20 protein-coding genes are annotated in these 23,546 nt (G+C 71.1%); 9 read left to right on the forward strand and 11 right to left on the reverse strand.

What is annotated here, in order from left to right; translation table 11 throughout:
• Positions 1 to 58: 58 nt before the first annotated feature.
• Genes V6S67_RS04235 through V6S67_RS04245 form a run of 3 tightly spaced genes read right to left on the reverse strand, consistent with a single transcriptional unit; the run spans position 59 to position 2,001 of the window.
• Complete coding sequence (locus tag V6S67_RS04235) at positions 59 to 802, reverse strand: MBL fold metallo-hydrolase (RefSeq protein ID WP_334209062.1); 744 nt, start codon at positions 800 to 802, stop codon at positions 59 to 61.
• A gap of 32 nt (positions 803 to 834) precedes the next feature.
• The gene (locus tag V6S67_RS04240; RefSeq protein ID WP_334209063.1) at positions 835 to 1,569 is read right to left on the reverse strand and encodes an SOS response-associated peptidase; all 735 of its coding nucleotides are present in this window, start codon (positions 1,567 to 1,569) and stop codon (positions 835 to 837) included.
• Positions 1,570 to 1,590: 21 nt separating this feature from the next.
• A complete protein-coding gene (locus V6S67_RS04245; RefSeq protein WP_334209064.1) occupies positions 1,591 to 2,001 on the reverse strand; it encodes a hypothetical protein in 411 nt (136 codons plus the stop codon).
• 249 nt (positions 2,002 to 2,250) lie between these two features.
• Between V6S67_RS04245 and V6S67_RS04250 the strand changes: the two genes are divergently transcribed.
• The gene (locus tag V6S67_RS04250; protein ID WP_334209065.1) at positions 2,251 to 3,120 is read left to right on the forward strand and encodes a phosphodiesterase; all 870 of its coding nucleotides are present in this window, start codon (positions 2,251 to 2,253) and stop codon (positions 3,118 to 3,120) included.
• Here V6S67_RS04250 and V6S67_RS04255 read toward each other — a convergent pair.
• From V6S67_RS04255 to V6S67_RS04275, 5 genes are all read right to left on the reverse strand, one after another.
• Positions 3,107 to 3,922: an MSMEG_6728 family protein gene (locus V6S67_RS04255; RefSeq protein WP_334209066.1), complete on the reverse strand. Its 816-nt coding sequence runs from the start codon at positions 3,920 to 3,922 to the stop codon at positions 3,107 to 3,109. The genes V6S67_RS04250 and V6S67_RS04255 overlap by 14 nt on opposite strands.
• 42 nt (positions 3,923 to 3,964) lie before the next feature.
• A complete protein-coding gene (locus V6S67_RS04260) occupies positions 3,965 to 5,491 on the reverse strand; it encodes a stealth family protein (protein ID WP_442884847.1) in 1,527 nt (508 codons plus the stop codon).
• Between the two features lie 191 nt (positions 5,492 to 5,682).
• A complete protein-coding gene (locus V6S67_RS04265) occupies positions 5,683 to 6,849 on the reverse strand; it encodes a glycosyltransferase family 4 protein (RefSeq protein ID WP_334209067.1) in 1,167 nt (388 codons plus the stop codon).
• Positions 6,850 to 6,937: 88 nt separating this feature from the next.
• Positions 6,938 to 7,816 carry a potassium channel family protein gene (locus V6S67_RS04270; protein ID WP_334209068.1) on the reverse strand — a complete coding sequence of 293 codons (879 nt, stop codon included), beginning with the start codon at positions 7,814 to 7,816 and terminating at the stop codon, positions 6,938 to 6,940.
• 96 nt (positions 7,817 to 7,912) lie between these two features.
• Positions 7,913 to 8,548, reverse strand: coding sequence for a DUF1684 domain-containing protein (locus V6S67_RS04275; RefSeq protein ID WP_334209069.1), 636 nt, complete (start codon positions 8,546 to 8,548; stop codon positions 7,913 to 7,915).
• Between the two features lie 56 nt (positions 8,549 to 8,604).
• Between V6S67_RS04275 and V6S67_RS04280 the strand changes: the two genes are divergently transcribed.
• On the forward strand, positions 8,605 to 9,357 hold the full coding sequence (locus tag V6S67_RS04280) for a sulfite exporter TauE/SafE family protein (protein ID WP_334209070.1): 753 nt from the start codon (positions 8,605 to 8,607) through the stop codon (positions 9,355 to 9,357).
• Between the two features lie 80 nt (positions 9,358 to 9,437).
• A complete protein-coding gene (locus V6S67_RS04285; protein ID WP_334209071.1) occupies positions 9,438 to 10,685 on the forward strand; it encodes a cell division protein PerM in 1,248 nt (415 codons plus the stop codon).
• Between the two features lie 36 nt (positions 10,686 to 10,721).
• Here the strand turns inward: V6S67_RS04285 and V6S67_RS04290 are convergent, their stop codons facing one another.
• Entirely contained in the window at positions 10,722 to 11,147 is a 426-nt protein-coding gene (locus V6S67_RS04290) for a hypothetical protein (RefSeq protein WP_334209072.1), read from the reverse strand.
• A gap of 55 nt (positions 11,148 to 11,202) precedes the next feature.
• Between V6S67_RS04290 and purN the strand changes: the two genes are divergently transcribed.
• Both purN and corA read left to right on the forward strand, forming a co-directional pair.
• Entirely contained in the window at positions 11,203 to 11,817 is a 615-nt protein-coding gene (gene purN, locus V6S67_RS04295; protein ID WP_334209073.1) for a phosphoribosylglycinamide formyltransferase, read from the forward strand.
• Between the two features lies 1 nt (position 11,818).
• On the forward strand, positions 11,819 to 12,835 hold the full coding sequence (corA, locus tag V6S67_RS04300) for a magnesium/cobalt transporter CorA (protein ID WP_334209074.1): 1,017 nt from the start codon (positions 11,819 to 11,821) through the stop codon (positions 12,833 to 12,835).
• Between the two features lie 34 nt (positions 12,836 to 12,869).
• On the opposite strand, the gene V6S67_RS04305 is transcribed toward corA, so the two are convergent.
• Entirely contained in the window at positions 12,870 to 14,222 is a 1,353-nt protein-coding gene (locus V6S67_RS04305; RefSeq protein ID WP_334209075.1) for an MFS transporter, read from the reverse strand.
• A gap of 165 nt (positions 14,223 to 14,387) precedes the next feature.
• On the opposite strand from V6S67_RS04305, the gene purH reads away from it, so the two are divergent.
• The 4 genes from purH (at position 14,388) to V6S67_RS04325 (ending at position 22,267) form a co-directional block, all read left to right on the forward strand.
• On the forward strand, positions 14,388 to 15,989 hold the full coding sequence (gene purH / locus V6S67_RS04310; protein ID WP_334209076.1) for a bifunctional phosphoribosylaminoimidazolecarboxamide formyltransferase/IMP cyclohydrolase: 1,602 nt from the start codon (positions 14,388 to 14,390) through the stop codon (positions 15,987 to 15,989).
• A gap of 108 nt (positions 15,990 to 16,097) precedes the next feature.
• Positions 16,098 to 18,320 carry an NADP-dependent isocitrate dehydrogenase gene (locus V6S67_RS04315; RefSeq protein ID WP_334209077.1) on the forward strand — a complete coding sequence of 741 codons (2,223 nt, stop codon included), beginning with the start codon at positions 16,098 to 16,100 and terminating at the stop codon, positions 18,318 to 18,320.
• 140 nt (positions 18,321 to 18,460) lie between these two features.
• Positions 18,461 to 19,546 (forward strand): hypothetical protein, encoded by a 1,086-nt coding sequence (locus V6S67_RS04320; RefSeq protein ID WP_334209078.1) that lies wholly within the window; start codon positions 18,461 to 18,463, stop codon positions 19,544 to 19,546.
• 84 nt (positions 19,547 to 19,630) lie between these two features.
• Positions 19,631 to 22,267, forward strand: coding sequence for a hypothetical protein (locus V6S67_RS04325; protein WP_334209079.1), 2,637 nt, complete (start codon positions 19,631 to 19,633; stop codon positions 22,265 to 22,267).
• An 87-nt stretch (positions 22,268 to 22,354) separates the two neighbouring features.
• Here V6S67_RS04325 and V6S67_RS04330 read toward each other — a convergent pair whose 3' ends face one another.
• The gene (locus V6S67_RS04330; RefSeq protein ID WP_334209080.1) at positions 22,355 to 23,434 is read right to left on the reverse strand and encodes a Gfo/Idh/MocA family protein; all 1,080 of its coding nucleotides are present in this window, start codon (positions 23,432 to 23,434) and stop codon (positions 22,355 to 22,357) included.
• Positions 23,435 to 23,546: the final 112 nt, after the last annotated feature.

Below are 23,546 nucleotides of genomic sequence, written 5' to 3' on the forward strand. Positions count from 1 at the left end.
TGACGCGGCCCGGCCGGGGGGCCGCGCCGTTGGTGCTGGCGCTGCTCGTGCCGACCGGCTAGTGCCGGCCGATCTCCGTGGCCTGCGCGACCGCGGCGTCGACGCCGGCCCGCCACGGGAAGCCGTGCCCCGGCAGGACGGTGCCTGCGGCGGTGGCGCGCAGTGCATCGAGTGAGCGCAGGGCCGTCGCGAAGTCCGCGGTCGCCGCCATGGCCACCACCTGCGGGCCCGGGTGGCCCGTGTAGGGGTCGCGCGTGACGAGGGCGTCGCCGCTGATCACGGCGTCACGGTCCGGGAAGTGCAGGGCGCAGTGCCCCCTGGTGTGGCCGGGGGTCGGGACCAGCAGGGGCGCACCGGGCAGGGCGGCCAGTGCCTCGGGGGTCAGCGGCAGGGTGTCCTCCACGCCCTTGACGGCCACGGCCCCCGCGGCGGCCATGTGCACGAGGCCGGGGATGGCGCGCGGGTGCCGCAGCGGGTAGAGCAACGGCGAGCGTTCCCGCTCGTAGCTGTAGGGGTGTGCGGCGAGGGACGCGTCGTCGGGGTGGCAGTACACGGGGATCCCGTACCGGGACCGCAGGTGCTCGGCGGTGCCCACGTGGTCGAAGTGGGCGTGCGTCAGGACGACGGCGCGGATGTCCTCCGCGGACCGGCCGATCCGGCTGAGCGCCTCGAGGAGCAGGGCCTTGGAGCGGGGGAGTCCGGTGTCCACCAGGAGCAGGCCGTCATCGTCCTCCACGAGGTAGACGTTGGTCCGGGCGTGCTCGATGAAGTGGATCCCCGGGGCGATGTCCGTCCTGATCATGCGTCTCCTTCGCTCGTCACCTGCACCCGACCCTAGGCATCCGGGGCGGACGCGGACAAGGGCTCGATCAGGTCCGGTCCGTCGTTGCGCACCGACCCCACGCGGTTGCCGACGAGCCGCGGGACCAGCTCGGGGTCGGGGATTGCGTCCAGGAGTCCCTGGACGGCGGGCCGCGAGTCGTTGCGGGGGTCGAGCCAGTCCCCGCGCAGGTCCGGCGGGACGATCACGGGCGTGCGGTCGTGGATCTCACCGAGCGCATCGCTCGCCGGTCGCGTGATGATGGTGCAACTGACCACCCACGAGCCCTGCGGGTTCTCCCCGGACACCGTCGCGGGGTCGCGCCAGAACTCGTACAGCCCCGCGAAGCCCAGGTGCCCGCCATCGGTGCCGTGCAGGTAGATGGGGGTCTTCGACCCGTCGCCGTTCTTCCGCCATTCGTAGTACCCGTCGGCGGGCACGATCGCCCGGCGTTTCAGGGCTGCCGTCCGGAAGGAGGGCTTCTCCAGGACGGTCTCGCTCCGCGCGTTGATCATGCGCGAGCCCACCGAGGACGACTTGGCCCACGACGGGATGAGGCCCCACCTGGCGAGCTCGAGCCTGCGCGTCAGCTCGCCGGTCTCCGGGTCCAGCCGCTCGACGACGAGCTGCACGGTGTCCGTCGGCGCCACGTTCCACGAGGGCCGCACCTCGTCCTCGACCGCCTCGTCCACCTCGAAGGCGTCGATGAGGTCGGCCCTGTTGCCCGCGATGACGAAGCGCCCGCACATGTCAGCCCGTGCCTCCCGCGCCTACTTCTTCCTGCGGTCGAGGATCAGGGACAGGGCGATCCCCAGCATCCAGCTGTCCTTCGCGAGCGCGACGCCGTCCTGCGTGGGGCGGATGCCGTCCTCCATGGTCAGCTCCGGCGTGCGCAGGTACATGGTCACCATGCCGGCCGAGAAGGCGAGCAGGCCGAGCCCGGCCACCCTGCTCGGGACGAAGGGGGCGAGCAGCGCCGCGCCGAGGCCGATCTCGCAGGCGGCGAGCGCCTTGCCGAACTGCTGGGCCTCGAGCTGGCTGAGCTGCGGGAAGGCCCGGGAGGCCATGGCCTGCAGGTAGCCGGCCGAACCCTCGTCGAGGCTGGTCTTCCCGAGACCGGAGTTGAGGATGAAGGCCCCGGTCGTGAGGCGGAGGGGGATGTGGCTGAGGCGCAGACCCATGATGGTGCCTTTCGATGGCGAAGTACGTGGCCTCAGCAGCCTACGACGCCGGCCCAGCGCCCCGCCAGCCCTTCGCCTCCCGCACCTGTTTCCTCAATGTTTCGCGCCATGCCGTGGCGCGTTCATGCAGCCCCCAGCCGGCCCTGCTTGGATGGGTACGAAGGCAGCGAAGTCCCATCAGCTATCGGAGTAGGTTCCATGGTCCCCCGGACGGCAGAACATCCTCGGCCCCAGCACTTCATCCTGCACATGAGCGACACGCACCTGATCGACGGGGACCGGCCCCTGTACGGGGCGGTCGACAGCGAGGAACGGCTCCGCGAGGTGTTCGACGACCTCGAGGCCTCGGGCGCCAGGCCGCAGGCCATCGTCTTCACGGGAGACCTCGCCGACAAGGGCGAGCCCGGCGCGTACGCGAAGCTCCGCGCGATCGTGGACCCCGCGGCGGCCCGGCTCGGGGCCCGGGTCGTCTGGGCCATGGGCAACCACGACGACCGCGCCGCGTTCCGGGCGGGACTGCTCGACGAGACGACGCCGGTCGGCCCCGACGCCCCCGTGGACGCCGTGCACTTCGTCGACGGCCTGAGGATCATCACCCTGGACTCCACCGTCCCCGGCCACCACCACGGCGAGTTCACGTCCGGGCAGCTGCGCTGGCTCGCGGGCGAGCTCGAGGTGCCGGCACCGCACGGGACCATCCTCGCCCTGCACCACCCGCCCGTGCCCAGCGTGCAGGACCTCGCGGTCCTCGTGGAGCTGCGCGACCAGCGGAGCCTCGCCGACGTCGTGCGCGGCTCGGACGTGCGGACCATCCTCGCCGGGCACCTCCACTACTCGACGACGGCGATGTTCGCCGGTGTGCCGGTGTCGGTGGCGAGCGCCACCTGCTACACGCAGGACCTCCTGTTCGACGGCGGCGGCAGCCGCGGGCGCGACGGCGCACAGTCCTACAACCTGGTGCACGTCTACGAGGACACGATCGTCCACTCGGTGGTGCCCGCGGGCCGCCACGCCTCCGTGGGCGAGGTCGTCCCGAGCGAGGAGGCCCGGCGCCGGCTCGCGGCCGCCGGCGTGACGATCGCCGACACGCGCCGGGCGCGCCAGCTCACCTCGGCCTGACGCCCTCCTCCAGCGCGCCGGGCAGCCCCACGCTGAAGAGCGTCCGCGGGTCCTGCAGCAGGGCGGGGGGATCGAAGTCCGCGCGGCGCAGCCACCCGTGCAGGCGTGCCGGGCGCAGCAGGCCGTCCTCGTGCATGAGGACCGGGCCCACGCGGCCTGTGCGGAAGTGCTCGCCGTCGGGATCCGCGATGGCGAAGGCGTCGCCGTCCTCCACGGACTCCTCGAACACGTGGAGCTGCCGCTCCCACTTCGGGGCGGCCCGTCCCCCCGGCGGCTCGGGCGGCATGAGCAGCGTGGCGTCGCCCTCCGGCGGATGGGACGCGGCCCGCCACACCCACAGCCGCCTCCCCTCCGGCTCGACGGGGAGACGCTCCTGCTCCGGCACGGGCCAGACGTAGGGCAGGTCCTCGGGGATCCCGGGGAACCGGCTCCGGTAGATCTCCGGCGCCTTCTGGATCAGGTTCGACTGGTGGCTCACGTGGAACGCGGGCTCGCCCAGCCACGGCGGCATCGGCACGTCCGGGTCGTCGAGCACGTGCGGGGCGAACTCGAGGATCTGCCGGTGCGTGGAGTCCGCGTGCCCGCGCGACACCCACTCGGACACCATGGCCAGGCCGTAGACGGTCAGGGCCGGCACGTAACCCATCCACATTCGGATGGCAGGGTGCTGCCGCCACCCGTAGTCGGGGATCACGAGGGCGCGCAGTGCCTGCAGGGTCTCCACACGCTGCTTGCCGAGCCTCGCCTGGTCCAGCACCCGTGCGCTGGCCGCGAAGTCGGGGTAGGGCAGGAAGGTCTGCATCGCGCCAGTCTCGCATGCGCCGCGGACAGGCCGGCAGGCGGCCTAGATCTCCCAGGGAGCCTTGACCGGGAAGTACTTCTCGAGGAAGTCCGTCACCAGGTGGGCCCGCTCCTCGGCCCCGACCTCGGGGAAGCTGCCGTCGTTGAGGCAGAAGAAGTCCTGGTTGCGCTTGTCCAGCATCTTGTTGAGGCTCTTCAGCCCCGAACGCATGGTGGTGTCCACGTACTTCACCCGGGCCATCTCCTGCGTGACGGCCCGCCCGGTGAGCAGGGCGTAGTAGTGGTACAGCGAGTTGGTCACGGAGATGTTGTCCTTGGCGCGGAAGCGCGACGCCGCGGTCGCCTTGAACTCCGCCGCGAACTCGTCCTCCATCTCGAGCAGCACGCTCCTGCGCAGGGGGGCGGCGGTGTGTTCGAGGTGGCGCGTGGTGATGCGCCCGAAGCGCTCGTGCAGCAGGCGCCGGTTGACGCGCGCCGCGTTCTCGAAGCCGCTGCGCTCGGCGTCGTTCTCGCCGAGGCCGATGCGCGTGTCCGCCTCGATGAACTTCGTGACCCCGCCCGGGGAGAAGAACATGTCCGGCGCCACGGGACGGCCGAAGAACATGTCGTCGTTGGAGTAGAGGAAGTACTCGGACAGTCCCGGGATGTGCTGCAGCTGCGCCTCGACGGCCTGCGAGTTGTGGGTCGGGAGGACGGACGGGTCCTTGAAGTGCTCCTCCGAGCGCACGAGCGTCACCGACGGGTGGTCGGCGAGCCATGCGGGCCGGTCCGAGTCCGTGGCGATGAAGATGCGGCGGACCCAGGGCGCGAACATGTAGACCGAGCGGAGCGCGTACTTCAGCTCGTCGATCTGGCGGAAGCGGGCCTCGTGGTCGTCGCCCTCGCCCACCACCACACCCTGCATACGGGCCGCGCGGGCGGCCTGGAACTCGGGGCTGCTGCCGTCCACCCAGGAGAAGACGAGGTCGATGTCGAAGTCGATGTCCGTGGCGTGGTCCGCGAACATGTTGTCGATCGTGGGCCAGGTGAGCCCGTGGCGCTCGACCTCCCCGCGCACCACCTCGGCGGCCGGGAGGGTGCGTCGTGTCAGGGAGTTCTCGACGGGCAGTTCGATGGCCGACCCGAGCGCCCACAGCTCGATCTGCACGCCGGCGGACGGGCCGTAGGCGAGGCCTCCGAGGGGTTCGATGCGCGGGCGGAACAGGCGGAAGATCCGCGCCTTCCGGCTCTTCGAGAGCTCGCCGTCACTTACGAGGAGCGTGGTGCGGCTCTTGGTGTCCACGGTGCGGGAGTAGAACGGCTCGTCGCGGCACGCCACGACGAGCGCCGCGACGAGCCGTGCGCGGTCCGCGAGGTCGACGGCGATGACGGGCCGCTGGTCGTTGCCGCGGACCAGGAGGAACTCGATGCCCGCCCGGTCCAGGGCCGCGCGGATGAAGAGCAGGTCCTCGACCATGGCCTGGTGGGGCGTGCGGTCCTGGTTGATCAGGGTGAAGCGCCGCTTGACGGTGGTGATGTCCGAGCGGCCCTCGAACCGGGCTACCGCTGCGCGAGACGCCGATTCGAGGATCTCGGCTTCATTCTCCGGCTCGGGGGCACCGAAATAAATGTCGTGTTGGGCAGCCGTGTCTGTAATCGGAACCTCCGGGAGTGGGTGTGTGCGCTCCCCATGATAGGGCCTGGCGGGGCGGTGTCGATGCGGGCGGACACAATACCGCCTCGGGGCGACCCGGTCCAGCCCTTCGCGCGACGGATTCAGGGTTACTGCGGAGTGCGGCGTACCCGGGACGCCACCCCGGCGCGCCGCGCCTGCACGGCGACGGCCTTCTCGTAGTAGGTGACGAGCTGCTCGCACAGCACCGGCCACGTGCGTCCCTGCACCGAGGCGTGGGCGGCACGGCCGAAGGCGCGGCGCTTCGCGTCGTCGCCCGTGAGGTCGGCGACGGCGGCGCGGAGCCCCGCCAGGTCGCCCGGCTCGTAGATCCATCCCGTGCGGGAGGGATCCACGAGGTCCAGCGGCCCGCCCCGGCCCACCGCGACGACGGGCACACCGGACGCCATGGCCTCCTGGATGGTCTGGCAGAACGTCTCGGACTCGCCGGGATGCACAAACACGTCGAACGTGGCGACCATCCGCGCGAGGTCCAGTCCGGTCCGGAAGCCTGCGAAGTGCGCGCGGGGCAGCCGCTCGCGCAGGCTCTCCTTCTGCGGCCCCGATCCGATGATCACGAGCCGCGTACCCGGCACGGCGTCGAGCACGGCGAGGTCGGCCACCTGCTTCTCGGCCGCGAGCCGGCCCACGTACCCGACGATGCGCTCTCCGGGCGCCGCGACGGTGTCCCGCCAGGCGGCATCGTACCGGGTGGGGGAGAAGCGCTCCGTGTCCACGCCGCGCCGCCACAGATTGAGCCGCTGCACCCCGTGGGAGCGCAACTGCTGCAGCGCGAAGGTGGACGGCACGAGGGTGAGGGTCGAGGCGTCGTGGATGTTCTCGACGCGCTGCCAGAGGAGGGACTCGAGCCAGGGGAAGCCGTAGTGGGCGGCGTACGCCGGGACCTCGGTCTGGTAGACGGAGACCGACGGGACACCGAGCTGCTGGCACGCCTGCACCGCGCGCCAGCCGAGGACGAACGGGGAGGCGATGTGGACGACGTCGGGCCCGAACTCGGCGAGGATGCGGCGCACGCGCGCCACCGTGCCGGCCGCCAGCCGCACGTTCGCGTACCCCGAGAGGGGCATGGAGGGGAGTGAGTGCACCGGGTACCCCTCCACGGTGGCGGGTGCCTCGTCGTCGAGCCAGGACGACGACGGGGCGATCACCAGCACCTCGTCCCCGCGGCTGCGCAGGTGCGCGAGCACCTTCAGGAGCGAATGCGTGACCCCGTTCATGTGGGGCAGGAACGATTCTGCGACTACGGCGATCCTCACGCTCCCAGCCTCGGCCGTCGAGGGGGAGGGCGGGCCACGGCCGCATGGAGGTCGGGTGAACTCCGGGCGAACTCGCTCCGGGTCGCGGTTACTCCCGCCCGGCGTGCCCGCCGGATCCGATGCCGCCTGCTCCGCCGATGGCGCCCGGTCCGATGCCGCCCGCTCCGCCGGTGCCCTGCCCGCTGTGCGCGCCGTGGGCGAGCTGCTGGGCCAGCGTGTCGATCTGCAGGCTGACGGTCCTCAGCTGTTCCCGCACCCGGGCCTCCGACTCCGCGCCCTGCGCCGCAGCCGCCTGCTCGTCCGCAGCGCGTACCGTCGCCACGTTTTCCACGAGCCAGGAGGCGAACGCGGCCGTGACGGCGCTGAGCACGCCGATCCCGCCGAGCATCAGTCCGGCCGCCACGATCCGCCCGGTGCCGGTCACGGGGTAGTAGTCGCCGTACCCCACGGACGTGACGGTCGTCAGCGCCCACCACAGCGCGTCGGGCAGGGTCAGGATGTTCGCGTCCGGTGCGTCCTGCTCGACATCGAGCACCGCGAGCGCTCCCGCGTACCCGAGCACGGTCATGGCAGAGAGGACGTAGAGGAGGATGTGCCCGCGCAGCGCGTCGCCCCCGGACCGGTTGAGGACGTGCAGCAGGGGGACGAGGCGGAGCAGGCGCAGGGGACGCAGCATGGGCAGCAGCAGGATCACGAGCTCGTGCAGGTGCCGCACGAACCAGCGGCCCCGCTCCGGCGCGAGGATCAGGCTCACGAGGTAGTCGGCGAGGAAGAGGGCCCAGACGCCCCAGATGACGCCCTCGAGGAGCCGGGCCTCCGCCGGATCCGGCTCGGCCGTGACCTGCAGCGAGTACGCCGCGAGGTAGAGCACGGCGGCGAGCATGAGGGGTATCTCGGAGCGGCGGCGCCACTGCGCCTGCTTCGCCTGCCTCGACTGCTGCGTCGGCTTCGTCTGCTGCGTCGGCACGTGCGCGCTCCTCCATAGGCTCCCCCGTGCCAGGCGGCCCCGGGATTCCTCAGCCTACGGACTGCCCGGCGGCCCCGCAGGCCCGATTCCCGTGCGTCAGTACTCGCGGTAGAGCTCGCCGACGGGGACATCGGCCACGAGGCGGTTGCCGGGACCCGGCAGCGGGCACGCCCACTGCTCGTCGTAGGCGCAGGACGGGTTGTACGCGAAGTTGAGGTCCACCACGAGGCTGCCGGGAGCCCGGCCCTCCCCGAGGTGGGCGCCCTTGATGGTGTCGAGGACGTACCGCCCGCCCCCGTACGTGCCGCCCGCCCTGCCCGCCGTACCGTCCCGGAGGGGCAGGAACAGGCCCCCGCCGTAGGAGCCGAGCCTCCACAGTGCCAGGGTCCCGAGCCCGGACAACACCAGGGTGCCGAGGCGCCGGAACGGCACCACGCCGTCGGTGCCGGTCGCCACGTCCATCTCCTCGCCCGCGCCCTCGTCGTCGAGCAGGGCCTCGAAGCGGTACGCCGGATCGTAGGGGGCGACGGCGAGCCCGGGGAAGGACGCCTTCGCGTGCTCCCCGAGGGCCGAGGCCGGGTGGGTGCGGAAGAGCTCGTCGCGGCCCCTCCGCCACAGGGCGTGCGCGGCCTCGGGCGAGTCGGACGCGGCGCGCTCGCGCACGTCGTCGTACAGGCCGAAGACGCGCCGGCGCCAGTCGGCAGTGGCCAGTGCGGTGGTGAGCGCCGTCATGGTGTCAGGCTACGGGACCGCGGCAGCGTCCGGGTGCCCCCGCGTACTGTAGCGGGGTGACTCTCGGCATCTTCTGCATCGTGCTGGCCTCCATCCTCGTGGGGGCCGTGGCACAGCGTATCGCCGGCCTCGGGTTCGCCCTGCTGATCGCACCGTTCCTCGTGATCATCCTCGGACCGCACGCCGGCGTACTCCTCGTCAACATCTGCGGCGTGGTGTCCTCGGCCATCATCGTGGGCCGGGTATGGAAGGACATCGACTGGAGCATGTTCCGCTGGCTCGTGCTGCCCTCGCTGCTCGGCTCCGTCCCCGGGTCGTTCCTGGCCGTCGCCGTCCCCTCGGCGCCCCTGTCGGTCACGGTCGGCGCCGTGGTGCTCGTCGCCCTCACCATCTCCCTCGTGCTGCAGCGGTCCGACGTCGTGGTGCGCGGCAATGCGCCGAAGGCCGTCGCGGGGTTCACCGCCGGCCTCACGAACTCGATGGCCGGTGTGGGTGGCCCGGCCGTGAGCGCGTACGCCGTGCTCTCGCGCTGGCCGCAGCGCGCGTTCGCCGCGACGCTCCAGCCGTTCTTCGTCTGCATCGGCATCGTGACGCTGGTGCTCAAGCTGGTGCTGGACCCGTCCCAGGCGCCGGTCCTCGCGGCGTGGATGTGGGTCGCGATCGGGCTGGCCATCATCGCCGGTATCTACGCGGGGGAGAAGCTCGGACGGTTCGTCCGCGACGACCAGGCGCGGCTGTTCGTCATCGTCATCGCGTTCGTCGGGGCGGCCCTCGCCGTCGTCAAGGGTGTGCTCGACCTCTCCGCGTGACCGGCGCCACCCCGCCCGGAGGGGTCCGCGGTCCGCGTCGCGCGGCACCCCGGGCTCCCGCCGATGGCACCATGGAGGGGATGAAACTCCCCACCAGACCCCGTGCCCTTCCCATGCCCCTGTGGCTGCAGGGGGTGTTCGAACTCGGCCAGGCGGCCCTGATCTCGGCGCTGCTCGTCCTCCTGCCGGTCGCCGCGGTCTGGCTCACCGGCGGGTTCGCCGACCGGACGCCGGAGTCCGCCGCACGGCTGGCCGGGCAGGGGTGGCTCGTCATGCACGGCGTGCCGCTCTCGCTGGGTCCGGGGCTCCTCCACGCGGTGCCGCTCGGGCTGATCCTCGTGCCCCTGCTCCTCGCCTGGCGGGCGGGTCGCCGCCTCGCCCGGGCCTCGTACACCGATCAGCTGTGGCAGGCACTGCTCGGGGCGCTGCTGACCTACGCGCTGATCGGCGCGGCCGTCGCGCACTTCTCGGTCACCGCCGACGCGTCGGCGTCCGTGGTGGCCGGGGCGCTGATCCCGCCGGTGTCCGCCGGGATCGGCCTCATCACGGGCGCCTACCGGGAGGCGGGGGCGTGGAGCCGGCTCGTCGGCGTCGACTTCGCCGCCTGGGTGAGCCGCACCAGCCAGCACTCCCGCTGGGCGGGCTCCTACGCGTGGTCCGTCCTCCGCTCGGGCTTCCTGGCGGTCATGGTGGCCCTGAGCCTCTCGGCCGCGCTGCTCGCCGTGGCCGTCGGGCTGAACTGGGCGGGTATCGCCGCCATCTACGAGCGGATCGACGGCGGGATCGCCGGGGCGTCCGTGGTGACCCTGCTCCAGCTCGGGTTCCTGCCCAACCTGGCCGTGTGGACCATGACCTGGTCCACAGGGGCCGGCTTCGCGCTCGGTACCGGCAGCTCCCTCACACCGCTCGCCAGCACCGTGGGTCCCCTGCCCGCGCTGCCGATCCTCGGAGCCCTGCCCGCCGGTACGCTCGAGTACGGCTACGCGGCGCTGGCCATCCCCGTCCTCGCGGGTCTCCTCGCCGGGTGGTGGTTCTTCCGCGAGGGCGAGAACCACTTCGACGAGTGGCTCGTCCTCCACAGCCCCCACCGGTGGCTGACCTCGACGGCGTCCACCCTGGCGCTCGCGCTGCTCATCGGCATCACGGCCGGGATCGCCGGCGCGGGAGTGGCCCTCGTCTCGCGGGCCTCGCTCGGCGTCGGCCGCTTCACGGACCTCGGTCCGGACCCGCTCGCGGTGGGCCTGTGGCTGGCCGTCGAGGTGGCGGTCGGAGCAGTACTCGGCCACGCCGTCGGGCCCCTGCTGGAGCGCGAGCCGCGCCGCCGCTAGGGGTGTGTCCCGGGCGGGTTCTGCTGCACGGGCGGGTCAGCTGCCGAAGCCCTCGAGCTCGCGCAGGCCGTCCTCGCACTGCCCCTGCGCCTCGAGCGTGAGGGCGCGCGACATGCAGTCCTCGTAGGTTTGGGTGACGGGCCAGAGGAGCACCGAGGCGCCGATGCCGGCCAGCAGGAAGAGCGCCGCCGCGAGACCGAGCGACGTCGCCACCAGGACGAGGCGGGGGAGCTTCGCGCCGATCGCCTTCACGAGGGCGACCACGCCGGCGCCGAGCGCGAACAGCGACAGCACGAGCGCGATCACCTTCCACGGCAGCACCAGGCTGCTCGCCAGGACGGCGCCCAGCAGGGTCAGCAGGAACAGGCGCAGCCACAGGCGCGCCGAGGCCTCGCCGTCGGTCCTCGTCCGGCCGGCCCCGGTGTGTCCCGGAGCGCCCCGTCCCGTGCCCTGCTGCGTCATCGTTCCTCCCTCGGCATGGTTCAACCCTAGGCGAGCGGCGACCTAAGGTTGAGCCATGCGCATAGTAGTCCTCGTCTCCGGCAGCGGTTCCAACCTCCAGGCCGTGATCGACGCCGTCGCCGACGGCACCCTGAACATCACGCTCGCGGCCGTGGGCGCGGACCGGCCCGGCACCGGCGGCGTGCAGCGGGCGGCCGAGGCGGGCATCGCGACCTTCGAGGTCGACTTCCGCCGGTACCCCGACCGGGCCGCGTGGAACCGGGCACTCACCGACGCCGTCGCTGCCCACGAGCCCGACTACGTGGTGTCCTCGGGCTTCATGCGGATCGTCGACCAGCACTTCCTGGACCGGTTCCCCGACCGCTACCTGAACACGCACCCGGCCCTGCTGCCCAGCTTCCCGGGGGCCCACGGCGTCCGTGACGCCCTCGCCTACGGCGTCAAGGTCACGGGCTGCACGATCATGATCGCTGACGCCGGCGTGGACACCGGGCCCATCCTCGCCCAGGCGCCGGTCGCCGTCCTGCCCGACGACACGGAGGCCACCTTGCACGAGCGCATCAAGGTCGAGGAGCGCAGGCTCCTGATCGAGACCCTCGCGGGGCTCGCCGCGTCCGATGCCGCGTCCGCCACGTCCGCGGCCAGGTCCGACGCCGGGGCGGGCGCCTGACATGCCCCTGGTCGCGAACGCCGTCTACGTCGACGGGAAGAAGCGCATCAACCCGGAGACCCTGGACCAGACGTTCGAGATCATGCGGGACAGCGGCGGCATGGGCTGGATCGGCCTGTACCGGCCGGACCGCGAGGAGATCAGCGCCGTCGAGGCCGAGTTCGGCCTCCACCCACTCGCCGTCGAAGACGCCACCAACGGCCACCAGCGCGCCAAGCTCGAACGCTACGAGGACACCCTCTTCCTCGTGCTGCGGCCGGCCCGGTACCTCGACGCCGAGGAGAAGGTCGAGTTCGGTGAGCTGCACATCTTCGTCGGGCAGGACTTCGTGGTGACCATCCGGCATGCGGAGTCGCCCGACCTCGGCATCGTGCGGCGCCGGCTCGAGGCCGACCCCGCGCTGCTGGGCACCGGGCCGCAGGCCGTGCTCTACGCGCTGCTGGACCAGGTGGTGGACGAGTACGGGCCCGTGGTGCAGGGACTCGAGAACGACATCGACGAGATCGAGAACGAGCTGTTCGGGGGAGCACCCGACGTCTCACGCCGGATCTACGAGCTTCACCGCGAGGTCATCGAGTTCCAGCGGGCCGCGCAGCCCCTCGACGCCATGATGGACGGGCTCCTGCGGGGCTCGGAGAAGTACGAGATGGACGCCGAACTCACGCGGAACCTGCGCGACGTGCAGGACCACGTGATCCGCGTCGTCGAACGCATCGCCACGTTCCGTACGCTGCTCCAGAATGCGCTGACCGTGCACTCGACCCTCGTGGCCCAGCGGCAGAACGAGGAGATGACCCGGATGACGGAGACGTCACTGACGCAGGGCGAGGAGGTCAAGCGGATCTCCTCCTGGGCGGCGATCCTCTTCGCACCCACCCTCATCGCCTCGATCTACGGCATGAACTTCGACGTGATGCCCGAGTTGCACTGGCAGCTCGGCTACCCGTTCGCCCTCGTGCTCATGGTGGGCATGGGCGTGGGCCTGTACTGGGCGTTCAAGCGCAACCACTGGCTCTAGGCCCGGCCGCCTCGCGCCGCCGGGCCCCGCTCCGTCAGTGCAGCCGCGCGCTCCTGGTCTCCGGGGCGTTGAACGCCATGAACACCACGGCCAGCAGCACGAGCCCGCCCGTGAGGGCGAATGTGAGCGGGAGGCCGAGGAGCGGCCAGAGCAGGGTGCCGAAGATCAGCGGCACGAGGCCCGCGCCCACCCGGGAGACGGTCGAGGCCCAGCCGAAGCCGCTGCCCCGCAGTTCCGTGGGGTACAGCTCCGAGACGTACGTGTAGAGCACGGGGATGGCCACCTGCACCACGAACCCGAAGCCGAGCAGCCAGGCCGTCGCCACGGCGGGCAGGTCCAGGGTCAGTGCGAAGGCCACGAGGAGCAGCGCCGATCCCGGGCCCGTGATGGCGAGGAGCCACTTCCGGCCGATCCGCTCCACGAGCAGGGCTGCGGCGACGACCCCGAGGAAGCCGACACCCGTCATGAACGTGGTGGTGATGAACGCGACGGACTGGGCGTAGCCGGAGGCGATGAGGATCCGCGGCATCCACGTCAGCGCGCCGTAGTAGACGAGCAGGATCGTGAGGAACAGGCTCCACGCGGTCAGCGTGATGCGCCAGTCGTAGCGCCACAGGCCGGTGAGCTGCCCCGAGATGCTGCCGAGGGACAGGCGGGGGATGTCCTCCGGATCGGGCAGGCGCCAGGCGCGCTCCGTCGCGCCGGTCCGGGCGACGAGGCCGTCGATGACCTCCCGTGCCTCCTCCTGCCGACCGCGCTGCACGAGGTAGAGCGGGGACTCGGGAACACCACGCCGCACCCAGAACACGAGGAGCGCGGGGAGCACCATGACGAGCATCGCGTAGCGCCAGTCGCCGAACTGCGCGACGACCGCCGTCGTCACCACCCCGCACAAAAAGGCGCCCACGGGCCACCACGCGTCCATGGCCGTGAGGACCCGGCCGCGCTGGCGCCGCGGGGTGAACTCGCCGACCAGTGCGTAGTCCACCGGGATGCAGCCGCCGAGGCCGAAGCCCGCGAGGAACCGGAACACGCAGAACCAGACGATGTCGGGGGAGAACGCCCCGAGCACCGTGAAGACGGAGAAGACGAGCAGCGTCAGGGTGAACGCCTTCTTGCGGCCGATGATGTCCGCCACCGACCCCCAGGCGAACGCGCCGACGGCCATGCCGATCAGGTTCGACGTCGCGATCCACGCGGCCTGGCCGGAGGAGAGCCCCCAGTCGCCGATGAGCAGGGGGATCAGGTAGGCGTTGAGGGTGACGTCCCAGGCGTCGAACATGAAGCCGAGGCCGCCGATGAGGAAGATCTTCCCCTGGACCTTCCAGCGCCAGGGGAGGTCCTGCACCACCTGGTCGCCGGTGGGGAGCTGTGTGTTGATGCTCATGATGCCTTCGTCGAGGGGGCCGGGTACTGCGAGAACTGTACCGGGAAGCACCCCCGCGGGATCGCCCGGCTGCCGGGGGAGTGCGGGACCGGCGAGGCGGTCCCGCACGCCACCGGCTATAGACTGGTGCGCGACCCCGGCGACCCCCGACTGACGGAGAACTGCGTGAGCCCCCACCTCGACCGTGTCCCCATCCGTCGAGCACTGATCTCGGTGTTCGACAAGACCGGCCTGGAGGAGCTGGCCCAGGGCCTGCACCGGGCGGGCGTCTCGATCGTCTCCACCGGCTCGACGGCGCAGCGCATCGCCGCCGCAGGCGTCCCCGTGACGGAGGTGTCCGAGGTAACCGGTTTCCAGGAGACCCTCGACGGGCGCGTGAAGACCCTCCACCCCAAGGTGCACGCTGGGATCCTCGCGGACCGCCGCCGCCAGGAGCACGTGGACCAGCTGGCCGAGCTCGACATCGAGGCCTTCGACCTCGTGGTCGTGAACCTCTACCCCTTCGTGGAGACGGTCCGCTCGGGTGCGGACTCCGACGCCGTCGTCGAACAGATCGACATCGGCGGCCCGGCCATGGTCCGCTCCGCGGCCAAGAACCACCCGTCGGTCGCCGTCGTCGTCGATCCGGCCCGGTACGCCGACGTGGTCGCCGCGGCGGCCGACGGCGGTTTCGACCTGAGGGCACGACGCCGGCTGGCCGCGCTCGCCTTCGCGCACACCGCCGCGTACGACACCGCCGTCGCGTCCTGGACGGCCGAGCAGTTCGACACCGACGACGACGACTTCTCCTGGCCCGGGTACGCGGGCCTCGCGCTGGAGCGCTCCGAGGTGCTCCGCTACGGCGAGAACCCGCACCAGCAGGCGGCGCTGTACGTGGAGAAGGGCGCGACGCCGGGGATCGCCCAGGCGGACCAGCTCCACGGCAAGGCCATGAGCTACAACAACTTCGTCGACGCCGACGCAGCCCTCCGCGCGGCCTTCGACTTCGACGAGCCCGCCGTCGCCATCATCAAGCACGCCAACCCCTGCGGCGTGGCCGTCGGTTCGGCCGACGCCGAGGACCCGATCGCGGACGCCCACGCCAAGGCGCACGCCTGCGACCCGGTGTCGGCCTTCGGCGGGGTCATCGCCGCGAATCGCGAGGTCGCGGCCCGCATGGCGGAGACCGTGAAGGACATCTTCACGGAGGTGGTGATCGCGCCGTCGTTCTCCGCCGAGGCCGTGGAGATCCTCTCGCAGAAGAAGAACATCCGGCTGCTGACCCTGCCCGAGGGCTACGGCCGCAACCCCGTGGAGTTCCGCCAGGTGTCCGGGGGAGTCCTCATGCAGGTCGCCGACACCCTCGACGCCGACGGCGACGACCCCTCGGGCTGGACGCTCGCCGCCGGGGAGCGCGCCGACGACGCCACGCTCGCCGACCTCCGGTTCGCCTGGACGGCCTGCCGGGCCGCGAAGTCCAACGCGATCCTGCTGGCCAGGGACGGCGCCTCCGTCGGTGTCGGGATGGGCCAGGTAAACCGCGTGGACTCCTGCCGCCTCGCCGTCGAGCGCGCCAACACGCTCGCCGACACCGAGCGGGCCCGCGGGTCCGTGGCGGCGTCGGACGCGTTCTTCCCCTTCGCCGACGGGCTCCAGATCCTGCTCGACGCCGGTGTCCGCGCCGTCGTCCAGCCCGGCGGGTCGGTGCGGGACCAGGAGGTCGTCGACGCCGCGAACGCTGCCGGCGTCACCCTGTACCTGACGGGCGCGCGCCACTTCTTCCACTGACGCCACCGAAGGCCCACCGTTAGGCGAAGGCCCGCGGACCTCGGTAAGTTAGAGCCGATGGGCAACCCCCAAACCGACCACCGCAGATCACCAGGGAGAAGCCAACCCATGGCCAAAATCATCTACACCCACACCGACGAAGCGCCGATGCTGGCCACCTATTCGTTCCTGCCGATCATCGAGGCGTTCGCGTCCACGGCGGGGGTCGAGGTGGAGGTCCGGGACATCTCGCTCTCGGGACGCATCATCGCCCTCTTCGGCGACCACCTCACCGAGGACCAGCAGATGGCCGACGCGTTGGCCGAGCTCGGCGCCCTGGCGAAGACGCCGGAAGCCAACATCATCAAGCTGCCGAACATCAGCGCGTCGATCCCGCAGCTCAAGGCGGCCATCGCCGAGCTCCAGGGCCAGGGCTACGCGCTGCCGGACTACCCGGACCACCCGTCCACGGACGAGGAGAAGGACGTCCGCGCGCGGTACGACAAGGTCAAGGGCAGCGCCGTGAACCCGGTGCTCCGCGAGGGGAACTCGGACCGCCGCGCACCGGCGTCGGTCAAGAACTACGCGCGGCAGAACCCGCACAGCATGGGCGCCTGGACGCCGGAGTCGAAGACGAACGTCGCCCACATGACGACCGGCGACTTCCGCTCGAACGAGCAGTCGGTCGTCATCCCGGCCGATGGCACCCTCCGCATCCAGCAGGTCGCGGCCGACGGGACCGTCACCGTGCTCAAGGACTCGATCCCCGTGCTCGCTGGTGAGGTCGTCGACGGCACCGTCATGCGCGCCGATGCGCTCAACGAGTTCCTCGAGGCCCAGGTGGCCCGGGCCAAGGAGGAGGGTGTGCTCTTCTCGGCCCACCTCAAGGCCACCATGATGAAGGTCTCCGACCCGATCATCTTCGGCCACGTGGTCCGCGCCTTCCTGCCCGAGCTCTTCGCGACGTACGGCGAACAGCTCACCGCTGCCGGCCTCAGCCCGAACAACGGCCTGGCGTCGATCCTCGGCGGCCTCGACAAGCTGCCGGAGGACGTCCGCGAGGGCGTCCAGCAGGCCATCGCCAAGGGCATGGAGGACGGCCCGGCGATCGCCATGGTGGACTCCGATAAGGGCATCACCAACCTGCACGTCCCGAGCGACGTGATCGTCGACGCGTCCATGCCCGCGATGATCCGCAGCTCCGGCCACATGTGGGGGCCGGACGGCAAGGAAGCCGACACGCTCGCCGTCATCCCCGACAGCAGCTACGCCGGCATCTACCAGGTGGTCCTGGATGACTGCCGGGCCAACGGCGCGTTCGACCCGACCACCATGGGCACCGTGCCCAACGTCGGCCTCATGGCGCAGGCCGCCGAGGAGTACGGCAGCCACGACAAGACCTTCGAGATCCAGACCGAGGGCAAGGTCCAGGTGCTCGACGCGGACGGCTCCGTGCTGATCGAGCACGACGTCGCCCCCGGTGACATCTGGCGTGCCTGCCAGACCAAGGATGCCGCGATCCTCGACTGGGTGAAGCTCGCCGTCACGCGTGCCCGCGCCTCGGCGACGCCCGCCGTGTTCTGGCTCGACGAGAGCCGCGCCCACGACGCCAACCTCATCTCCAAGGTCGAGGCGTACCTCGCCGAGCACGACACGGACGACGTCGAGCTGCAGATCCTGACGCCCGTCGACGCCACCGCCTTCACGCTCAAGCGGATCCGCGAGGGTGCCGACACCATCTCGGTGACCGGCAACGTGCTGCGTGACTACCTGACCGATCTGTTCCCGATCCTCGAGCTCGGCACGAGCGCCAAGATGCTCTCGGTGGTGCCCCTGATGAACGGCGGCGGACTCTTCGAGACCGGTGCCGGCGGATCCGCCCCGAAGCACGTGCAGCAGCTCGTGAAGGAGAACCACCTGCGCTGGGACAGCCTGGGCGAGTTCCTCGCCCTCGCGGTGAGCTTCGAGCACCTCGCGACGTCGACCGGCAACGCGCGTGCGCAGGTCCTCGCCGACACGCTGGACCGCGCCACCGGCACGTTCCTGCTCGAGAACAAGTCGCCCAGCCGCCGCGTCGGCGAGATCGACAACCGCGGGAGCCACTACTTCCTCGCCCGCTACTGGGCGGAGGAGCTGGCCGAGCAGGAACAGGACGCCGAGCTCGCCGCGAGCTTCGCGCGCGTCGCCGAAGCGCTGACAGGCAACGAGGAGACCATCGTCTCCGAGCTGCTCGCCGTGCAGGGTTCACCCGCGGACATCGGGGGCTACTACCACCCCGACGTCACGAAGGTCACCCAGGTGATGCGTCCCTCCGCGAAGCTGTCCGAGGTCCTCGAGATCCTGGCTAAGTAGTTCCCCACCCGGTTCCTCACCGATCAGCCGGCGTACCGCTCACGCGGTACGTCGGCTGATTACTTTAAGAACAACCATTTACATGCGTCACACGACGGGTCTATGGTGGCTCCACGGTCTCAACCTGGGGTGGTGTAGCAATGAAGATGCAGAAGCGTCGGTCTCCCGCTACCACCCTGCGCGTGTCGCTCCTGACCGGCCTCGGAGCCCTCGGCTGGCTGGCCCTCGGGGCCACCGGAGCCTCGGCCGCCGAGTCTCCCCGCGACGCCGGTCTCCTCGAATCGTTCGTCGGCATCGTCGATTCCGTGACCGCACCCGCCGTGTCCTCCCTCTCCACGCCGCTCTCCCCGGTGGCCCCCGCGGCGCCGGCATCCGCTGCCGCGCGGCCGGTCCTCGCAGATCTCCCCGTCGTCCCCGACCTCGTGGCCCGCGTGCCGCAGGTCGTCGCGCAGCCGGCGGGCACCGTTTTCGCCCCTGTGACCTCGACGGTCGACTCCCTCGTCGCCCAGGTGCCGATCGTGCACTCCCTGGTCCCCGCCGGGACGGTCACGGGTGTGACCTCCCCGGTGATCGGGGTCGTCGACGGAGCTGTCGGTCACGTCACCGCGCCGGTGCTCGAAGCAGTCGCGCCGGTCACGGGGGTCGTGACCCCGGTGGTCGACGCCGTCGTCCCGGCTCCGGGCGTAATTCCTCCCGTCGACGTCGTCCCCCTGCCCGCGGCCGTGCCTGGTGCTGCTCCCGCAGTCCCCACGGTCGATACCCTCCCTGGCATCCAGGAAGCATCTGCCGAGCCGGTCCGTGCCGACGTCGCCGCCTCCGACGGTGTCACCCCCGCTTCCGGCGGAGCGGTCCAGGAGGCGCATCGGAGCGGCTCTGCTGCTCCCGACCACAGCGTCGGAGCAGCCGGCCGGAACAGTTCCGTCCTGCCGGTCACCGCGGCCAGCGTCGCCGGGGACATCGCAGACTCCATTGCCCCCGTTCTCGCCCCCGTCGTCGTAGGTATCGCTCAGGCGACGACCGCCGTGCCGGACCTGCCGACCGCGCCCATCGCCGTGTCTGCGGGCGCCCTGGCGTCCATGACCGCCGGCGGAACCTCGGCGCCGCTCGCGGCGCTCAGCGGCGCGGCCCTCCTCCTCGTCGTCCTGCTCTCCCGCCGTGCCGACCGCTCCGCGGTGGCCGGCCTTCCGACGTCCCCCAGCTTCGATCCCGGCTCCTCTCCGGACTAGTGGTGGCCTCGCCGTGCTCCGCGCGGCTGACGGCTCACGACGCCTCGGGCGTCCCCACACCACTTCGATCCACAGGAGAACATCATGCGTACATGCGTGCAGCGCGGGCTCTACGGGGCCCTTCTAGCCGGGGGCGTCATCGTCCTCGGGGCAGGGTCGGCAGCAGCTGCGGACCTTTCCGCAACAACCGATACCGAGCCGGCTACGAGTCTCGGAACCGTCATCACCGCACCCCTGCAGTCCGGGACCACGAGCGGTTCGGTCATCCAGGAGACCGTCGTCTCGCTCGATGCTTCCCTCGACCTCGACCTCGGTATCGTCGGCAGTGACTCCACCGGTGGGCTACTCGACGGCGGGCTGCTCGGCGGGGGAGTCCTCGGCGGGAACGTGATCTCGCCCGAGATCGTGGTGCCGGTGAATTTGTCGGGCAACTCGGTGTCCGTGATCGGTGATTCGTCGTCGGCAGGCGCATCCGGGTCGACCGGATCGACCGGTGGCTCGGCTCCCGCTCCGGCTCCTGCTCCGGCCCCTGCTCCGGCTCCGGCCCCTGCCCCTGCTCCGGCTGACGGCGGGCTGCTCGGTGGGGGAGTCCTCGGTGGGAACGTGATCTCGCCCGAGATCGTGGTGCCGGTAAATTTGTCGGGCAACTCGGTGTCCGTGCTCGGTGATGCGTCGTCGGCAGGCGCATCCGGGTCGACCGGATCGGCCGGTGGCTCGGCCGCCGCTCCTGCTCCTGCTCCGTCTCCGGCTGACGGCGGGCTGCTCGGTGGCATCGTGGACGGGAACGTGATCTCGCCCGAGATTGTGGTGCCGGTGAATCTGTCCGGTAACTCGGTGTCGGTGCTGGGTGATTCGTCGACGGCAGGCGGATCCGGGTCGACCGGATCAACCGGTGGCTCGGCTCCCGCTCCCGCTCCGACCCCTGCTCCCGCTCCGACTCCGGCTCCGGCTGACGGCGGGTTGCTCGGTGGCATCGTGGACGGGAACGTGATCTCGCCCGAGATCGTGGTGCCGGTGAACCTGTCGGGCAACTCGGTGTCCGTGTTCGGTGATTCGTCGTCGGCAGGCGGATCCGGGTCGACCGGATCGACCGGTGGCTCGGCTCCCGCTCCCGCTCCGGCTCCTGCTCCGGCTGACGGCGGGTTGCTCGGTGGCATCGTGGACGGGAACGTGATCTCGCCCGAGATCGTGGTGCCGGTGAATCTGTCGGGCAACTCGGTGTCCGTGATCGGTGATTCGTCGACGGCAGGCGGATCCGGATCGACCGGATCGACCGGTGGCTCGGCTCCTGCTCCCGCTCCTGCTCCCGCTCCTGCTCCCGCTCCTGCTGACGGCGGGTTGCTCGGTGGGGGAGTCCTCGGTGGGAACGTAATCTCGCCTGTGGTCACGATCCCGGTGACCGTCGGCTGTAACGATGTCACCCTGATCGGTGACAGTGCCTCTGATTGCGCGAGCGGTTCCGCCGGGACCACCGGTACGACGCCCGGCACGACGCCTGGCACTACTGATGGCGGCATCCTCGACGGAAATGTGATCTCGCCTGTGGTCACGGTCCCGGTGAACGTCGGCTGCAACGATGTCACCGTGATCGGCGATAGCGCCTCCGATTGCACGAGCGGGGCCACCGGGTCCACCGGCACGATTGGCGCCACCCCTGGCACGCCTGGCACCACCCCTGGCACGACGCCTGGCGGCATCCTCGACGGAAATGTGATCTCGCCTGTGGTCACGGTCCCGGTGAACGTCGGCTGCAACGACGTGACCCTGATTGGTGACAGTGCCTCTGATTGCACGACCGGTTCCACTGGTTCCACCGGCACGACTCCTGGCACCACCCCTGGCACGACGCCTGGCGGCATCCTCGACGGAAATGTGATCTCGCCTGTGGTCACGGTCCCGGTGAACGTCGGCTGCAACGACGTGACCCTGATCGGCGACAGTGTCTCTGATTGCACGACCGGTTCCACCGGCACCACGCCCGGCACCACGCCCGGCACGACGCCCGGCACTACCCCTGGCACCACTCCTGGCGGCATCCTCGACGGGAACGTGATCGCACCTGTGGTCACGGTCCCGGTGAACGTCGGCTGCAACGGTGTGGCCCTGATCGGTGACAGTGTCTCTGATTGCACGACCGGTTCCACTGGTTCCACCGGCACGACTCCTGGCACCACCCCTGGCACGGCGCCCGGCACGACGCCTGGCGGCATCCTCGACGAAAATGTGATCTCGCCTGTGGTCACGATCCCGGTGAACGTCGGCTGCAACGGCGTCACCCTGATTGGCAACAGCGCCACCGACTGCGGCGCCGGCGCCGGTGTTCCGACGACCCCGACCACTCCGACGACCCCGACCATCCCGACCCCGACGACTCCGACCACTCCGACGACTCCGACGACCCCGACGACCCCGGCCACCCCTGACATCCCCGGATCGGGCGACAACGATGGCGGCACCGATGACGGCGGCTCGGATGACGCCGACGTAGCGGTAACGATTCGCGACACCGCAACCGGTACCGCCCCGGGCACGATCTCCGTGGCGAGCAATTCGGTGAACGTGACCACGGCCGCCGGTGCAGCCGGCGCGGCACCGAGCACCCCGAAGGCCCTCGCCTCCACGGGCTTCGCCGAGCAGCAGATCCTGCTCGTCGGCTCCCTGCTGCTCCTCGCCGGCGCAGGCGGCCTGCTGGCCGCCCGACGCCCGAAGGCAGACGCATAGCGGATCCTGAACGCGAACTAGAAAGGACGGGCCCCCGCAGCGGAAGCTGCGGGGGCCCGTCCTGCGGCGTGCGTCGGCCGCGGCTCGTCAGGCGGCGTCGTTCTCGTACCGCAGACCGATCTGCGCCCGCACGCCGTCGAGCAGGCGCATGGTCCTCACGGTGTCGCCGACCGGCATCGTCGGGCTCTCGGTGAGGCCTTCCTGGATGCAGCGCGTCACCTCGCGGAGCTCGTAGGTGTACCCCGCGCCCACCTGCTCGAACTCCTCCACCCGCGCCTCGCCCGGACCGGCCTGGATGGTCAGTTCCTTCGGGTTGTGGAGGTGCCCGCCGCCGGTCTTCAGCCAGCCCTTCGATCCGCAGACCGTCGCCTGTCCCGGGCACGAGGCGATGAACGACGACGACAGCTGGGCGTAGGCCCCGCTCGCGTAGCCGAGGGTCACGGCTGCCTGCAGGTCGACGCCGTCGTCGTTCAGGGTGCCGACCGCGGACACCGAGTCGGGGAAGCCGAGTGACCCCAGTGCCCACGTGAGCGGGTAGACCGTCAGGTCCATCAGGGCTCCGCCGCCAGCCTTCGGGTCCCACAGGCGGCTGCTCGGATCATCGGGTGCGGCGAAGCCGAGATCCGCCTGCACCCAGCGGATGTCGCCGAGCTCCCCGGAGTGGATGATCTCCCACGCGCGGTTGACGCTGGGGAGGAACCGCGTCCAGACGGCCTCCATGAGGAACAGTCCGCGGTCGGCCGCGATCGCAGCAAGCTCCTCGGCCTCGGTGGCGTTGATGGTGAACGGCTTCTCGCACAGGACGTGCTTCCCGCCCGTCAGGGCCGCCCTGGCGACCTCGTAGTGCTGGCCGTGCGGGGTGGTGATGTAGACGACGTCGACCTCGGGGTCGTCCACGAGGCGCTGGTAGCCCGCTGTGCCGCCCTCGTTCCCGTAACTCGTGGCGAAGCCGAACCGCTCGGCGAACGCGGCTGCGCTGTCCGCGCTGCGCGAGCTCACCGCGTGGAGCACCGCGTCCTCGAGCAGGGCGATGTCCTGGGTGACCTTGGCGGCGATGCCGCCCGTGGCGATCACACCCCACTTCAGGGGGCGGCCGGTGGCGACGACGGGACTGGGAGCCCCCGCTTCCGCGCAGGGGGGAACGATCATGCGGTTCTGTGGAGTCATGGACCCATCCTTGCCGGACGCGGGGCCTGCGTCCAGCACACCACCCGGTCCCGCCCGCTCATCCGCAGACGACGAAGCGCCCCGGCCGGGAGGGCCGGGGCGCTTCGGGTCG

Origin of the sequence: Arthrobacter sp. Soc17.1.1.1, assembly GCF_036867195.1 — a bacterium.
Lineage (GTDB): Bacteria > Actinomycetota > Actinomycetes > Actinomycetales > Micrococcaceae > Arthrobacter_D.